A 16,691-nucleotide genomic window follows, 5' to 3' on the forward strand; every position below is an offset into this window, starting at 1 on the left:
AAGAGACGGTAAAAGAGGAAAACCCGCCGGCATTGGCGGGATACGACTATAGTCATGGCGGCGGAGCCCTTAAGAGGGACGTCTGCCGAGTCTTGCAATGTAAAATCCGTCACTATGGTAATGCTGGGGCAGAATTTGAATCCCGCCTCCCCGCTGAAGCGATATCCCTTCCAGCCGGCTTAAGTCTCCAAGACCATCTTCCGCGATTCCAAACCCGGAATGGCTATCCAGAAAAGCAGATACAACCCCTTCATTCTCCAGCGGCTCAATCGTGCACGTGCTGTATACCAAGAGCCCTCCGGGACGAAGCAACGTGGAGACCGACTCCAGCAGCCTTAGCTGCAGCGCCGCTATTTCATGGATGTCCTCCTGTGACTTGCCCCACTTCAGATCGGGCTTGCGGCGGATGACGCCAAGACCCGAGCACGGAGCATCCAGCAGTATTCGGTCAAAAGACGCAGGCTCGAAGCGGTCAACCAAATCCAGCGCGTCCCCGGTCACGATCGAAATGCTGTCCAGTCCCAAGCGGCCGGCCTGATCCGATATCAGCTTGCCTTTATGAGCATGAATGTCGTTGGCGACAATGCTGCCCTCATCCTTCATCAGCTCGCCCATGTGGGCGCTCTTCCCGCCCGGGGCTGCGCAGCAATCCAGCACCCGCATTCCCGGCTCAGGCTTTACAGCCTCAGCGACCAGCATGGAGCTTTCATCCTGGATCGAGATCATTCCATCCCGGTACCAATCGGTCAAGGCCATATTGCCTGCTCCCTTTACAACAATCCCGTAGGGACTAAGGGGCGATGGGGCAGCTTCAAAGCCTTGGCTGCTCATTAATTCCAGCATATCGTCACGGCTGATCATGGTGGTGTTCACTCTCACGCTGACAGCCGGCGGTTCGTTGTTTGCGGCACAGATTGCCTCTGCCGTCTCGATCCCGTACTGGGATATCCAGCGCTCCACCAGCCACAAGGGATGGGAATGCTGCAAGGAAATGCGCTGGGCCGGCGGCATATTCTCAGGGATCGCCAAGCTTTCCTTCTGGCGCAGAATATTCCGAAGCACCCCGTTCACCATGCCGGAGATCCCTTGATGCCCGCGGCGCTTCGCCAGATTAACGGCCTCGCTGACAACCGCGTGATCCGGAATCCGATCCAGATATATGACCTGATACAGACTGATGCGAAGCAGTGCTCTTACCCACGGCTGAAGCTTCTGTACCCCTTTGTTGACAAACTTGTCCAAAAAATAATCGAGCGTGTTGAGCCTTGAGATCGTGCCATAGATCAGCTCTGTGGCAAGTCCCGCGTCGCTCTTTGCAAGCGAGGACTTCTGCAGAGCGGAGTTAAGCAGGAGATTGCTGTACGCCCCCTCCTGCTCAACCTGAGTCAATACATCCATCGCCAGCTCCCGAGGAGAGTCCAGGCGTCCCTTCGGCCTGCGGTTCCCGCTCACGTCAACACCGTCCCGGCCGTCAGGCTCGTCCCGCGCACGAATTGCGCCGCATCCATTGCCTTTTTGCCGCTGGGCTGGACGGTTAACAGCGTTAGCGTGCCATCGCCTGTTTTGACAACAATCCCCTTCTCATGAAGCTCTAGCACGGTTCCTGGCTGTGCATCGTTAGATGGGGTCTGTGCACTGTCCGGCTTAGCCGCTGCCCATACTTTGAACACATCCCCGTTCCACAGCGTAAATCCTCCGGAGTAAGGAACCAGACCGCGAATTTGATTGTAAATTTCGCGGGAAGTGCGAGTCCAGTCGATTCTTTCATCATCCCGGGTCAGGTTCGGAGCATACGTCGCCTTCGTCTCATCCTGGGGCTGGGCATCCACCTTGCCCTTCACAAGCCGCGGCAGCTCCGATCGCAGCAGCTCCGCGCCGGCTTGGCTCAGCTTCTCAAACATGGTTCCGGCTGTATCGTCATCCTCAATGGGAACCTCGGTGCGGGCGATCATGTCGCCCGTGTCGAGCCCCTCCGCCATATACATCAGCGTGATGCCTGTTACGGATTCTCCGTTGATGATACTGCGCTGAATCGGAGCTCCTCCCCGGTAAGCGGGGAGCAGCGAGCCGTGGACATTGAGACAGCCCAGTGACGGCATATCCAGCACCGATTTCGGCAGGATTTGACCATAGGCGGCGGTGACAATCATATCAGGCTTATACTCGGCCAGCTCGGCCACAGCTTCCGGATTCCGCAGGCGCTGAGGCTGCAGAACAGGAATGCCGTGACGAAGAGCGGCTTCCTTAACCGGCGTTGGGGTCAGCACCTTTTTACGCCCTTGCGGGCGGTCAGGCTGTGTAACGACGGCGACAATGGAATATCCTTCGCTAATCAACATTTCAAGACTGGGTACTGCAAAGGCCGGGGTGCCCATAAATACGATATTCATCGGTTCTCCAGCTCTTTTCTCGGCTGCTCCGGAACATACTCATACACCCGATCAGCGATTTCCGTAAAGAGCACCCCGTTCAGATGATCGATTTCATGCTGAAACGCTCGCGCAAGCAGCCCGGTACCTGTAATGACAAGCTCATTGCCTTCGCGGTCAAGCCCCTTAACGGTCACTTTCTCCGCACGGCGCACATCTCCGTTCCATCCTGGAATGCTCAGGCAGCCTTCCGGCCCGAATTGCTCGCCTTCGCTCTCCACGATCTCCGGATTGATCATTTTGATCAAGCCGTGCTCGTCACCGGCGTCGATCACGATCAAACGCTTCAGAATGCCGACCTGCGGCGCAGCCAGTCCGACGCCTTCCGCATCGTACATGGTATCCGCCATATCGTCCAGGAGCTTTTGTACGTTCGGCGTAATTTTGGTAACTTCCTTTGCCTTTTTATGAAGAACCTCATCCGGTTCTTTAACGATAATACGAATCGCCATGTCTATGACACCATCCTTGTGCTTTTCATCATTATATGCTGTATTACATTAACATTTGCGGATCTACGTCAATACTGATCTGGAGCTTGCTGTCTCGCGCCGAATCCTGCAGCTTCTCGGCAACCGAGCGCACCAGCGAGACAGCATCCATCGTTCCCCGCCATTTTATCATACATTGAAATCTGTATCTATTTTTTAGCCGCGGAATAGGGGAGGCTACCGGACCCAATATATCGAGCGCGCTTGCGTCGAATCGGTCCAGGCTTCCAAACCATCCCCGGCGGTCGGATTCGCTTTTGATGGTCGCAGCAAAATTTTCCGCCATTCTTACCAGCAGCGGCAGCTGTTCATGCGACAGCGTCACCAGGATCAGCCTGCAATACGGCGGATAATGGAGCGCTTTGCGGTGCTTCAGCTCGTCCTTGACGAAGGATAAATAATCATGGCTGCTTGCATGGATAATCGAATAGTGCTCCGGCGTATAGGATTGGATAACCACTTCACCCGGCAGCTGATGGCGGCCTGCTCTTCCGGCAACCTGAGTGAGCAGCTGAAACGTCTTCTCGGCCGCCCGGAAATCGGGCAGGTTCAACGCCGAATCGGCCGTTATGACGCCGACCAAGGTGACATCAGGGAAATCCAGGCCTTTGGCGACCATCTGGGTGCCTAGCAGCACGTCCCCTTTTTTATCCCGAAACTGCTTCAGCAGCTTCTCATGAGAGCCCTTTTCGGTCGTGGTATCAACGTCCATTCGAATGACGCGAATGCCGGGAAACAGCTTGGCCAATTCTTCCTCGACACGCTGTGTGCCTGTGCCGAAATAACGTATATGCTCGCTTCCGCAATCCGGGCAAACCTCCGGCGCCTGTGCGGCATAACCGCAATAGTGGCAGCGCAAATTATTCGATTTCTGATGATAAGTCAGCGAAATGTCGCATTCCGGACAGCCTGCCACATATCCGCAGCTCCGGCACATGACAAACGTAGAGTAGCCCCGCCGATTCAGCAGGAGCACCGTCTGTTCCCCGCGTTCCAGCCGCGTCGAAATCGCTGCATGCAGAGAGCGGCTGAACATGGAGCGATTTCCTTCACGAAGCTCCTCTCGCATATCCACGACCTGGACCTCGGGCAGCTTGTTGCCCAGCGCACGGCTCGGCATCTCCAGCAGATGAGGCGCAAAATCATCCTGAGCTTGCGATCTCGCCGCATGGTAGCTCTCCAGCGAAGGCGTTGCCGAACCCAGAATGACGGCTGCGCGGGTCAGCTGGGCACGGTGAATCGCAACATCCCGGGCATGGTACTTCGGTGTTTCTTCCTGTTTATAAGAGCCTTCATGCTCTTCATCCATAATGATTAATCCCAGACGGTTAAACGGCGCAAATACCGCAGATCGAGCGCCCACGACAACGGACGCCCGGCCTTCTCTTATTTTCCGCCATTCATCGTAACGCTCTCCATCTGAAAGCCGGCTGTGCATGACAGCCACACGATCGCCAAAACGGGCTTTGAACCGTTCCACCATTTGCGGTGTCAGCGATATTTCCGGTACCAGCACAATCGCCTGACGTTCCTGTTCGAGGCATCGCTGAATCGTCTGCAGGTATATTTCGGTCTTACCGCTGCCCGTCACTCCATGCAGGAGAAACACGCCATGCTTGCGTTCATCCAGCTTGTGCACGATGCTGCGATACACCGCTTGCTGCTCCGGTGTGAGCGCCAATGGGGTGCTGGGCGTGAAATGCCGCCCTCGATACGGATCGCGGAACACTTCGATATCCTCAAGGGTAATCAGCCCTTTGTCAGCCAGTCCCTTCACGGTGCCTGCGGTGACACCCAGCGCCTGGAGCAGATCCTTCTGCGAAATCGGCAGAAATGCTTCCATCTCCAAAATATATTGGAGCACTTCCTTCTGACGCTGAGCCTTGGCCGGAAATGAAGCCAGCGCTTGATGTGCTTCTTCACTCGATACGGCAAGCTCTACCGCTTTTATCGTTTTTTTCTGCAGTTTATCCTTGATTTGCTGGAATTCGCTAAGCCGTCCTCGGCCGATCAGCGCTTTAATGGTCGCAGCGCCATCCGGAAATGCCCGCGTTAACTGCTGGAGCGAAACCTCGCCTTTCTGACTGACAAAGCGGATGATCTCCTGCTCCAACTCGTTTTCGGGCAGGAGCGCAAATAATCCGTCGGTTTGATCCGTCTGCAACGTGTCTGAATCGCCAATGGAAATATACCGCTCCGCCTTCCCTTTCAGCGCCGTAGGCAGCATCGACTGCAGAACCGATATATATCGGCATGCGTAACGCTCCTTCATCCATTCGCCAAGCTCAATCAGCTCAGGCGAAAGCGGCGGCATCACATCGAGGACTTCCTGAATCGGCTTCATTTTGGCCGTATCCATCTCGGGTCGGGGATGCAAAGAGACCACGAATCCCTGGAGCGTACGGTGCCCGAACGGCACGCCGACCCGGCTTCCCACCTCGACCCAGGGCCGAAGTTCCTCGGGAATCAAATAATCAAAAGGCCGATCCGTATCCTTGGACGGCACGTCCACAATCACTCGTGCCATTTCCATCAGGACGACCTCCCGGATAACCGATCAGCCGCCAGTGTTAACAACCTCTGGGCCACTTCCTCCTTGGACATCACTGGAAGCTGCAGGACCAACCCTTCTGCATCAAAGATATGAACGCTGTTCGTATCCGTGCCAAAGCCCGCTCCTGCCTGTGTAACATCGTTAGCAACGATCAGATCGCAATTTTTGCGTTTCAGCTTTTCTCTGGCGAACTGCTCCACCGTATCGGTCTCCGCGGCAAATCCGATTAAGAACTGGGAGGTTTTTTGGCGTCCCAGGCTCTCCAGAATGTCGGTTGTTTTGACAAGATCGAGCGTCATGGTCTCCCCGCGCTTTTTGATCTTAGACGTCGCTACCTCAGCTGGGCGATAATCCGCAACAGCGGCCGCCTTGACCACGATATCACTATCCGCGAATTCGCGTTGCACCGCGTCGTACATATCTTGGGCCGATTCCACTCTTTCCACCTTGATTCCCTCTGGTGGAGCTTCATCGGTATGAGCGGCAATGAGGTGAACATCCGCTCCCAGCTGCTTGGCCGCTTTTGCAATCGCAAATCCCATTTTCCCGGAAGAATCATTCGTTATATACCGGACAGGATCAATGCGCTCAATGGTGCCGCCGGCCGTGACAACCACCTTTTTGCCGTGCAATATGTCTGTGGAGCTACTCGCTTTATCCTCATTCAACGCCACAGGTTGTGCCCCGCGATCTCGGAAAAACCGTTCAACCACGTCAACAATCGTATCAGGCTCTTCCATCCGTCCCTTTCCGACATATCCGCAAGCCAGAAGCCCTTCTCCGGGTTCAATCATGGACACCCCGCGGGAGACCAGCGTCTCCATATTGGCCATGACGGCCGGGTGCGTGTACATATGCACGTTCATTGCCGGCGAGATCATGACGGGAGCCGTCGTCGCGAGCAGCGTCGTGGTCAGCATGTCATCCGCCAGGCCATGTGCCATCTTGCCGATAACATTGGCTGTGGCCGGCGCGATCAATACCAAATCGGCCAGATCGGCCAAGTGAATATGCGAGACGACCGAGGGGTCCCGTTCATCAAAGGTATCGCTATAAACCGGGTTTTTGGTCAGCGTTTGAAGCGTTAATTCCGGAATGAACTGCTTCGCGGATTCCGTCATAATGACATGCACATCCGCTCCCCTCTGAACAAGCCTGCTGCATAAAGTCGCTGCTTTATACGCGGCAATGCCACCCGTAACGCCAAGCACAATGACTTTTCCGTTCAACATGACAATCCCCCGCTTTCCATTGTATAAAGGCTACATTCTCATATATTCTCAAAAAAATAACAACCTTTCGGTTGTCACATTTTCGCGCGCTAACGCATGTTATTCAAATATTGAAAAAAAGCCTTAGTCCTGTCCCCGCTCGATTTTCACGTAATCGCCATAGATTTCTTCCAGAGCGACACCGACAAACTTATGGGATTTCGGATGTTTCAACTCGCTGACTCCGCCTTCACGCAATTGGCGTGCGCGGCGGGAAGCTGCAACCACAAGAGAATATTTACTGTCTACTTTATTCATCATTTCATCAATGGATGGATATAACATGGTCGAAGCACCTCTTCTTCTTTTACTTGAAAGTTAGCACTGTCTATGAAAAGACAGCTTACTTTCTCACCTTACAATGTTCGGCAATAATGATAGATTGTATTCTCTCACAAGCGAGATTGATTTCATCGTTCACTACCGCATAATCATAATGCTGCAGCAAATTGATTTCGTCAACCGCTACGGACATGCGGTGGTCGATGGTCGCTTGGCTCTCTGTTCCCCGGCCCTGGATCCGATCCTTCAGTTCATCCAGCGACGGCGGCATCAGAAACACAAAGATACCCTCCGGAAACTTCTCCTTGACCTTCAGTGCGCCCTGCACTTCGATCTCCAGTATAATATCCTTACCGGAGGCTAAAGTTTCTTCCACAAAATCACGCGGGGTTCCATAATAGTTCCCGACGTATTCCGCATATTCGAGAAGCTGGTCGTTCTCAATCATATCCATGAATTGTTCCCGACTTTTGAAAAAATAGTTCACACCATGTACCTCACCGAGCCGTGGCGAACGCGTCGTTGCCGACACCGAATACACCAGCTCCGGAACCCGGCTGCGAAGTGCCGTACAGACGGTTCCCTTACCCACCCCGGAAGGACCGGACAATACAATCAATAATCCTCTAGACATAGTACTCCTCATCTTATTCGTCGTTGTCGTCATCTTTGCTGGACAGACGGTGAGCCACCGTTTCTGGCTGCACAGCCGATAAAATCACATGATCGCTATCCGTAATGATAACAGCCCGTGTCCTTCGGCCATATGTAGCATCAATCAGCATATGACGGTCCCGTGCTTCTTGAATGATCCTCTTGATCGGAGCCGATTCAGGACTCACGATTGAGATGATCCGATTGGCCGATACGATGTTTCCGAAGCCAATATTAATAAGTTTGATTGCCATAGTGCGGTTGCTCCCCCTATACATTTGACTCTTACTTGCCGATGAAGCTGCGGTCATTCCACATTAGCGGCTTGTTCACGAATCTTCTCCAGTTCCGCTTTCATTTCGACAACACGGTTTACCAGAGTCAGATGATTGGCTTTCGATCCAATCGTATTGACTTCTCTGTTCATTTCCTGAATCAGAAAATCCAGTTTACGGCCTACAGGGCTTTTCTGATGAAGCAGCTCTCTGCATTGTTCCAAATGGCTGTGAAGGCGAATCAACTCCTCGTCCACATTGGAACGTTCAGCAAACAGAGCGACTTCCATTCCGAATATATGTTCATCAACAGCAAGCGACCCGTCATCAAGAGATTCTATGCGCTGCCTCAGACGCTTCCGGTACTCTTCCGGAACTTCAGGAGCAAGTTCAGTCATTTCTCGGTGAAGCAGCTGTAATCGGTCAAGCCTCTGCTCGATATCCTTCACGAGAAAAGAACCTTCCCTGCTGCGCATCTGGATCAGACCCTCCAGCGCTTGTTCAAGACCTTGAAGAAGCGCATCATTCCATAACTTCTGCTGCGCTTCATCCATGGGAAGTCCGCTCGGACTAACAAGAACATCTGGCAGCGACAAAATATCCCGCACCGCCAGATCTCCCTTGATTCCATATGACTTCAAATCCTCGGCTGCCTGTAAATACGCCTGAACCATGGTGTGGTTCAGCACGGCACCCTGGGACTCGCCGTTGTTTTCCTTGTTAATATAAACATCAATCCGTCCGCGTCCGATTCGGCTCTGTACCGTCCGTCGAAGTGAATCCTCGAAGCAGGCCCATTCACGGGGCATACGAAAGACGATTTCACAATACCGATGATTGACCGACTTCACTTCGAAAGAGACACTGTAACCTTGAAAATCGACAACGGATTGCCCATATCCGGTCATGCTCAATGACATCGGAATCACATCCATTACACTATTGTAATTGATAATTATTAATGAAACAAGGGGGTCAATCGGCGGCCCGATTTCTCCCAGACATACTCCATTAATTGTACGCTCATTTCATAGAACATAAACGGCGTCATCAAATATATGCCGTTAAAATGCTCTGTTGCAACATCCAACAGCTCCTTGCCGATCTTGACACCCATTGCCCGGCCCGCTTCGCCTTCAAGCCCGGCCATGCGGCTGCGGACTTCATCCGAGAGCTGAATGCCCGGCACCTCGTTATGCAGATACTCCGCGTTCCGTCCGCTTGCCAGCGGCATGATGCCGATAAAGATCGGGATATCCAGATGTGCCGTCGCTTCTCTCAGCCTAACCATTAACTCGGGATCGTACACGGGCTGCGTCATCACATAATCCGCACCGGAGGCAATCTTCTTCTCCAAGCGAGCAACCGCCTTGTCAAGATGCCTTACATTGGGATTGAACGCTGCGCCGACAACGAATTTGGCCTTCTGCTTCAGCGGCTTTCCGGAAAAAGCAATGCCGTCGTTCAGCTGTTTGATCATGCGGATGATTTCAAATGAGGTCATGTCGTAAACCGAGCTGGAATCCGGCAAATCCCCGAAGCGTGCCGGATCCCCGGTCACCGCAAGCACATGGTCGATGCCGAGCGCATCAAAGCCCATCATATGCGACTGCGTGCCGATCAGGTTTCGGTCACGGCAAGCGATGTGGATCAAAGGCCGAAGTCCCGTGCGTGCTTGTACCAGATGTCCGAGGGCCATGTTGCTCATGCGGGTTACGGCCAGCGAGTTATCTGCAAGGGTCAGCGCATCGGCCCCCGCTTTTTTCAAAGCTTCCGCGCCTTTCATGAACTTGGTAATATCCAAATCCCTTGGAGGGTCCAGCTCCACGATAACGGTATGCCGCTCCTTCACGATATCGACAATCGTCGGCTCCCCGCTGCGCTCGTAAAATTGCTCTTGGGCCGTCTCGTGGATCACGATCCGGTTGACTTCAGCCTCCTCGACGATCGGAAGCGGCGCAGGCACGTAACCGGACAACGCCGATGAAATTTCAGCAATATGCTCCGGCGTCGTTCCACAGCACCCGCCGACAATCCGGGCGCCACGATCCGCAAACTCCAGTGCCGTCTTTCCGAAATACTCGGGACTCGCACCATACCGGTATTCCCCGTCCACATAATCGGCGATCCCTGCATTCGGATAGACCGAAGCCGGAAGATTCATAATACCGTTCAAGGTTTCCAGCGCGCGCATGATGCCGTTTGGACCTGTCCGGCAGTTAAAGCCGATCACGTCCGCGCCTTCTTGACTCAGGATGCGGTAAGCATCCGGCATTGTGAAGCCGTCCAGCGTGCGGGCAATATCCTCCACCGCAAACTGGCAGATCACCGGCAGGTCGCTTAGCATCCGAGCCTGCGCCAAAGCCAATTGAATTTCATCCACGTCATAGAACGTTTCGAGCAGAATGCCGTCAACGCCTTCCGATATGAGAACCGACAGCTGCTCTTCGAAATAACGCTTGAGCTCGCTCGTGGAAATGTTGCTTCTTTTGCCCGCGCGGATGGAGCCTACCGCACCCACAACATATCCGCTATCGCCAGCGGCTTCACGCGCAATTCTTACGCCTGCGCGGTTGATCTCTCCTACCTTCGCCTCCAAGCCGTATTTGGACAGCTTGTCATAATTGGCAGAGAACGTGTTCGTCTCAATGACCTGCGCACCAGCCTCAACATACTGGCGATGAACGTTCCCGATGACCTCCGGGGAGGTTAAATTCAGTTCTTCATATGATATGCCCACAGGAAATCCTTTTTGATATAAATAAGTACCCATCGCGCCGTCACCGACCAGTACCTGATTCTCCCATGCCTTCCGAAGATTCGGTTTCATCGCGTTTCTCCTCCACCCGACGTTTATTTTCAACTAATGTATCATAAAACCTCTCTAAAGATAAAGAGACAAAAGGGAGGCCTTCAGAAGGCCTCCCTACCGTGTCCACCCCTACAGGACAAACTTTACAACATACCGTTTTTTTGCTTTTGCGGGTGGGGATTGTCATGGCTGGCGGATCCTCTATCAGGCGAGCGTTCCTGCGTACACGACCTCGGCCGGCCCTGCCATGTACACATGATTGTCGGACTCCTCCCACTCGATGAACAAGTCTCCGCCTTTAAGAGAGATTGTCGCGCTGCGATCTGTCAATCCGTTCAGCACCGAAGACACCAATGTTGCGCAAGCGCCGGTGCCGCAGGCCAAGGTCGGCCCTGCACCGCGCTCCCATACCCGCATATCTGCTTGCCCCCGTGAGTTGACCGTCGCAAACTCCACGTTGATCTTTCTCGGGAAGAGCGGATGCACCTCAAGTTTGGGCCCCCATACGCCGAGATCGAAGTTAATGGCATCGTCCACATAAATGACGCAGTGCGGATTCCCCATGGATACCGCGGTGAAGCGGAATTCCCGGCCGTCCACTTCAATGGGATGATTCACCACCGGATGGAGATCGATCAATGTAGGCACGCTCAGTCCATCCAGGACCGGTTCACCCATATCGACCCGCACGCTGCTTACTTGACCGTCCTGAACCGTAAGGCGCACTTGCTGTACTCCGGCGCCGATGGTTTCAATGGTAATCTCCTCTCGGTCAATATGACCGTGATCATACACATACTTCGCGACACAACGAATGGCGTTGCCGCATTGTTCGGCTTCGGAACCGTCTGAGTTCATGATGCGCATCATAAAATCAGCCTTCGCGGAAGGCAAAATATATACAAGTCCGTCTGCACCGATGCCGAAAAAGCGATTGCACAGCTTCACGGCCCGTTCGGATGCATTGGATGGAAGTTCTTGTTCGCCGTATACGACAACGAAGTCGTTGCCAAGTCCATGCATTTTCGTAAATTCCATCATAAAACCCATCTCCTCTGCAATTGCTATGCTCGTGCTTAGCATATCGCAGAGGTGATGGGCTATCCATTCAATTTATGCCGAAATATTTGCACTCTTCGTCATCATGTTGCGGCGGTTCCGGTTGCGGTTCCGTCTGCCTCCCCACACGCTTCCCGCTCCCATCAGGAAGGTAGGAATGCCGGCGGCCACGAGTGTCAGTGCCCATTCTTTCAAATCCAATGGAACGGTCTTAAAGATCGGCTGAAACGCCTCGATGTACATGACGCCGAGCATCAGCAATACCGAGGACAGCACAGCAAGCACCAACGCTTTGTTCTGAAGCGGATTGCGGTGGAAAATCGAACGCGAGCTGCGGCAGTCAAACACATGGATCAGCTGCGCCATGACGAGTGTGGCAAAGGCAACGGACTGTGCTTTGGCCAACTGGTCCGGATCATTCGGCGCGATGCGAAGCGTAATCCAAAATGCGCCAAGTGTACACAGGCCGATCAATATGCCGCGGCTGATGATTTTCCAACCAAGCCGTCTGGCAAAAATATTTTCCTTGGCTCCGCGCGGCTTGTGCTCCATCAGATCCTTCTCCGGCTGATCCACCCCGAGCGCCATAGCCGGGAGCCCATCCGTAACAAGGTTCACCCACAGAATCTGGATCGGAACGAGCGGAAGCGGCAGACCCATCATCATCGCAAAAAACATCGTCAGAATTTCGCCGACATTGGAAGCCAGCAAATAGCGGATAAACTTGCGAATATTTTCATAGATGCTTCGCCCCTCCTCAATCGCCGAAACAATCGTGGAGAAATTATCGTCACTGAGCACCAGCGACGACGCTTCCTTCGTTACGTCTGTACCGGTAATCCCCATGGCTATTCCGATATCCGCCGCTTTAATGGCTGGGGCGTCGTTCACGCCATCCCCCGTCATGGCAACCACATGCCCCTTACGCTGAAGCGACTTCACGATGCGGAGCTTATGCTCAGGGGATACGCGGGCATACACAAAGGTCTGATCAACTCTCGCATCCAGCTCTTTGTCATCCATCCGGGATAACTCCTGGCCTGATAACGACAGGCCGTTCCTTGGCAGGATGCCCAGCTGGGCGGCGATCGCTTCCGCCGTCGTCCGGTGGTCGCCCGTGATCATGACGGTCTTGATGCCCGCGCGGCGGCATGTTGCAATCGCTTCGCGCACTTCACGCCGCGGCGGATCGATCATCCCCGCCAGCCCGACAAAGATAAGCTGGCTCTCGGCCTCTTTCTCCGTTTCCGGCTTGTCATAGGAACGCAAATCCCGATAAGCCAAACCAAGCACGCGCAGCGCGTCAGAAGCCATGCCTTCATTGGCGGCAAGCACCTTTTGACGGAGCGTAGCGGTAAGCGGCACAACGTTTCCGTCCCACATGATATAAGTGCATGCATCCAGCAGGACATCCGGCGCGCCTTTCGTGCAGAGCAAGCGCCCGCCCTGATGGCTGACGATGACGGACATCAGCTTTCGCTCCGAATCAAACGGAAACTCCTTGTCTCTCTGATAGATGGAGTTCAGGCTTCCCTTTGTCAATCCCATCTTGGACGATAGCGTCAGCAGCGCTCCTTCCGTCGGGTCCCCTTTTAATTCCCAGGCAGCGGCTGCCGGTTCTTCCTTGCTCTTGCGCTTGCTGCGCGATTCTTCCTGCACGTTCTCATAAATTTCGGCATTGTTGCACAGCCCGCTGATTTGCAGTAATCTGCGCAGTCCCTGGTCGGACCGAAGCTCCACGGGTTTGCCCCTATGAAGGATCTGACCCGTCGGGTCATAGCCCTGACCGGTCACTTCCAATGAGCGCCCTCCCAGCCAAACTTGGGTTACGGTCATTTTATTCTGCGTGAGCGTCCCGGTTTTGTCCGAACAAATTACGGATGCACAGCCCAGCGTCTCCACGGAAGGCAGCTTGCGTACGATCGCTTTGCGCTTAATCATGCGCTGCACGCCGAGGGCGAGTGCAATCGTAACGATGGCCGGAAGCCCTTCAGGAATGGCCGCAACCGCAAGGCTGACTCCAGCGAGGAACATGCCTGCGGCAGGCTGTCCATGCAGAATGCCTGCTACGACAACCAGAATCGTAAGCCCCAGTGAAACGGCGATCAGGATTTTACCCAGCTGTTCCAGGCGATGCTGCAGCGGCGTCTCCTGTGACTCCGTATTCTGGATCAAATCGGCGATCTTGCCCATCTCCGTATCCATGCCGGTTCGGATGACAACGCCTTTGCCCGTACCGCGGGCCACCATCGTGCCCATAAAGCCGATGTTCTTGCGGTCGCCCAGCGGAACGTCCGCATCGCGAATCGGCTCGGCATGTTTGTTCACCGGCAGGGACTCGCCGGTCAAGGCCGACTCCTCGACGCTGCAGCTGTTGATCTCGAGCCAGCGAACATCGGCCGGAATGCGGTCTCCGCTCTCCACGAGCACGACATCGCCAGGTACGAGCTCTCTAGCAGCAACTTGTACCACTTTGCCGTCCCGGATGACCCTGGACGTCGGCGCGGACAGCTGCTTCAAAGCCCGAAGCGACCGTTCTGCCCTGAATTCCTGGACGAAACCGAGGATCCCGTTGATCAGGATGATGGCTACAATCGTTACGGCATCCAGATACTCGCCCAGCAGACCGGATACCAGGGTGGCTCCAAGGAGGACCAGCACCATGAAATCCTTAAATTGATTCAAGAACAGAACAAATGGAGAAATTTTAACGCCCTCGGAGAGCTCGTTATAGCCGCTTTTTTTTCGTCTCTCCCCGGCTTCCTCTTCCGTGAGGCCCTGCTCCGGATGCATATGCAGCACTTGCTGCAACTCATCCGTATCCATCTGATGCCATTGCTTTTGTTCCATGCTTCCTTTCCCTCCCGGTTGTTTTGCTCCGGCGGATGACAGCTTTTCCACCCTTTCTACGTAAATGTATTCGGACAGGTCCTGAATTATCACAGAAGGGGCCTTAAGTTTTTGAGGGAAATATGGCATCATAGAGAAGTACGATAGGAAGGGTAACAGACAGATAGGAGAATGAAGGATGGCATTAGACGGCATTGTCACGCGTGCGATCGTGCATGAGCTTCAATCATGCCGGGGCGCACGGATCAATAAAATATATCAACCGAACGATCGGGACATCGTGTTTCATATACGCACCCAGCAGGGAAACGCCAAGCTGCTGCTATCCGCAAACCCCACGTATCCCAGGGTGCACCTGACGCAGGAGACCTTTCTGAATCCGGCCGAAGCCCCTATGTTTTGCATGATTCTGCGCAAGCATTGCGAGAGCGGCATCATCGAGGACATCCAGCAGGTGGGGATGGAACGAATTATCCATATTACGATCCGGCAGCGTGACGAACTCGGGGATATTTCCTCCAAGAAAATCATCGTCGAGCTCATGGGCAGACACAGCAACATTATTCTCCTCGATCCCGCAAGCGGCACCATTCTGGACGGCATCAACCATGTGACGCCAGCCATCAGCAGCTACCGCGTGGTTATGCCGGGATTCTCCTATACGAATCCGCCGGAGCAGCACAAGCTGAATCCGCTCGAAACCTTGCAGGAAGCCTTCCGGGAATCCTGTCTGATGAACGAGGAGCAGGCCGTTCCATGGCTGGTCGGCGCGTTCAGCGGCCTCAGTCCGCTCGCGGCCCAGGAAATTGCCAACCGCGCAGGGGAAGGGAGTCCAGGTGAGCTTGAAGGGGAAAAAGATTGCGGAAGTCTGTGGAGCGCATTTGATGAGGTCATGGAACAAGTACGCAACCATCAATATACGCCGGTTACAGGCGTCAATGCCAAAGGAAAGTCGGTGTTCTCCGTCATTCCGCTGACCTTGCTGGTGGACGAGACTACAACGTACGAGTCGGTCAGTCGATGCATGGAGGATTATTACGGGGATAAGGCGCAGCGGGATACGGTAAAACAGAAGGTCAGCGACCTCCTCCGATTCCTGCAGAATGAACGGACGAAGAACATCAAGAAGCTGGATAATCTGAACAAGGACTTGGAAGAAGCCGGGGATGCCGACCGGTATCGCATCTTTGGCGAGCTTCTCTTCGCCTCACTCCACCAGATTCAGAAGGGCGACCGTGAAGTACAGCTTGTCAACTTCTATGATGAAGAGCAGGCGACCGTCACCATTCCGCTCGATCCGCTCCTGACTCCGTCGGACAATGCGCAGCGCTATTTCAAAAAATATAATAAATACAAGAACAGCCTCGCGGTCATCGACGAACAGTTAATCAAAACCCGCGAAGAGATCAACTATATCGAGAATCTTCTGCAGCAGCTGTCGCATGCTTCCTTGAGCGACATCGATGAAATCCGGGACGAGCTGATCCAGCAGGGATATTTGAGAGACCGCAATCGTAAAGCGAAGAAAAAGAAGAAAAACGACAAGCCGACGCTGCATGTCTATACTTCATCCGAAGGCATCGAGCTTTATGTTGGAAAAAACAACCTCCAAAACGAATACGTAACCAACCGTCTCGCTTCCTCTAATGATACATGGCTGCACACCAAGGATATCCCGGGCTCTCATGTGGTCATCCGAAGCAGCGAGTACGGGGAGGCAACGCTGCAGGAAGCGGCACAGCTGGCGGCTTATTACAGCCAGGCCAAAGAATCCAGCAGCGTGCCTGTCGACTACACGCTCATTCGCCATGTACGCAAGCCGAATGGAGCCAAGCCCGGGTTTGTCATTTATGACAATCAAAAAACGCTGTTCGTCACGCCGGACGAGCAGCGGATCAAGGCGATGCCCAGTTCGGTAAAAAACAATCGCAATTAAGATGAGCAAAGAACTCGATATATCGTTCGTTTAACCACAAAACGGGTATCCGAAAGGTCGTAGGACCAGCCGGAGTAC

General features: G+C 53.8%; 13 protein-coding genes. 1 reads left to right on the plus strand and 12 read right to left on the minus strand.

Translation table 11 applies throughout. The annotated features are described in order from the left end of the window. Positions 1–69: 69 nt before the first annotated feature. The 12 genes from rsmB to M4D81_RS01265 all read right to left on the minus strand — a co-directional run bounded on the left by rsmB (position 70) and on the right by M4D81_RS01265 (position 14,677). Positions 70–1,398 (minus strand): 16S rRNA (cytosine(967)-C(5))-methyltransferase RsmB, encoded by a 1,329-nt coding sequence (gene rsmB, locus M4D81_RS01210; protein ID WP_397376652.1) that lies wholly within the window; start codon positions 1,396–1,398, stop codon positions 70–72. Positions 1,399–1,448: 50 nt separating this feature from the next. Further along, on the minus strand, positions 1,449–2,390 hold the full coding sequence (gene fmt / locus M4D81_RS01215; protein ID WP_260064153.1) for a methionyl-tRNA formyltransferase: 942 nt from the start codon (positions 2,388–2,390) through the stop codon (positions 1,449–1,451). Beyond that, positions 2,387–2,881, minus strand: coding sequence for a peptide deformylase (gene def, locus M4D81_RS01220; protein WP_071223700.1), 495 nt, complete (start codon positions 2,879–2,881; stop codon positions 2,387–2,389). Before def ends, fmt begins: the two co-directional genes overlap by 4 nt. A gap of 43 nt (positions 2,882–2,924) precedes the next feature. Then, positions 2,925–5,453, minus strand: coding sequence for a primosomal protein N' (priA, locus tag M4D81_RS01225; protein ID WP_260064155.1), 2,529 nt, complete (start codon positions 5,451–5,453; stop codon positions 2,925–2,927). Next, positions 5,453–6,706: a bifunctional phosphopantothenoylcysteine decarboxylase/phosphopantothenate--cysteine ligase CoaBC gene (gene coaBC / locus M4D81_RS01230; RefSeq protein WP_260064156.1), complete on the minus strand. Its 1,254-nt coding sequence runs from the start codon at positions 6,704–6,706 to the stop codon at positions 5,453–5,455. Before coaBC ends, priA begins: the two co-directional genes overlap by 1 nt. Before the next feature lie 123 nt (positions 6,707–6,829). Then, positions 6,830–7,030, minus strand: a complete 201-nt coding sequence (gene rpoZ / locus M4D81_RS01235; RefSeq protein ID WP_113057127.1) for a DNA-directed RNA polymerase subunit omega — start codon at positions 7,028–7,030, stop codon at positions 6,830–6,832. A 58-nt stretch (positions 7,031–7,088) separates the two neighbouring features. Beyond that, complete coding sequence (gene gmk, locus M4D81_RS01240) at positions 7,089–7,661, minus strand: guanylate kinase (RefSeq protein ID WP_071223696.1); 573 nt, start codon at positions 7,659–7,661, stop codon at positions 7,089–7,091. Between the two features lie 13 nt (positions 7,662–7,674). Continuing rightward, the gene (gene remA / locus M4D81_RS01245; protein WP_006209218.1) at positions 7,675–7,935 is read right to left on the minus strand and encodes an extracellular matrix/biofilm regulator RemA; all 261 of its coding nucleotides are present in this window, start codon (positions 7,933–7,935) and stop codon (positions 7,675–7,677) included. Positions 7,936–7,988: 53 nt separating this feature from the next. Beyond that, positions 7,989–8,876: a YicC/YloC family endoribonuclease gene (locus M4D81_RS01250; protein WP_071223695.1), complete on the minus strand. Its 888-nt coding sequence runs from the start codon at positions 8,874–8,876 to the stop codon at positions 7,989–7,991. Between the two features lie 38 nt (positions 8,877–8,914). Then, complete coding sequence (locus tag M4D81_RS01255) at positions 8,915–10,786, minus strand: bifunctional homocysteine S-methyltransferase/methylenetetrahydrofolate reductase (protein ID WP_260064158.1); 1,872 nt, start codon at positions 10,784–10,786, stop codon at positions 8,915–8,917. Positions 10,787–10,972: 186 nt separating this feature from the next. Continuing rightward, complete coding sequence (dapF, locus tag M4D81_RS01260) at positions 10,973–11,806, minus strand: diaminopimelate epimerase (RefSeq protein WP_260064442.1); 834 nt, start codon at positions 11,804–11,806, stop codon at positions 10,973–10,975. Positions 11,807–11,881: 75 nt separating this feature from the next. Further along, the gene (locus tag M4D81_RS01265; protein ID WP_260064159.1) at positions 11,882–14,677 is read right to left on the minus strand and encodes a calcium-translocating P-type ATPase, SERCA-type; all 2,796 of its coding nucleotides are present in this window, start codon (positions 14,675–14,677) and stop codon (positions 11,882–11,884) included. A gap of 178 nt (positions 14,678–14,855) precedes the next feature. On the opposite strand from M4D81_RS01265, the gene M4D81_RS01270 reads away from it, so the two are divergent. Further along, a complete protein-coding gene (locus M4D81_RS01270; RefSeq protein WP_260064160.1) occupies positions 14,856–16,613 on the plus strand; it encodes an Rqc2 family fibronectin-binding protein in 1,758 nt (585 codons plus the stop codon). Positions 16,614–16,691: the final 78 nt, after the last annotated feature.

Origin of the sequence: Paenibacillus sp. p3-SID867, assembly GCF_025142895.1 — a bacterium.
In the GTDB taxonomy this organism is placed as follows: Bacteria; Bacillota; Bacilli; order Paenibacillales; family Paenibacillaceae; genus Paenibacillus_AQ.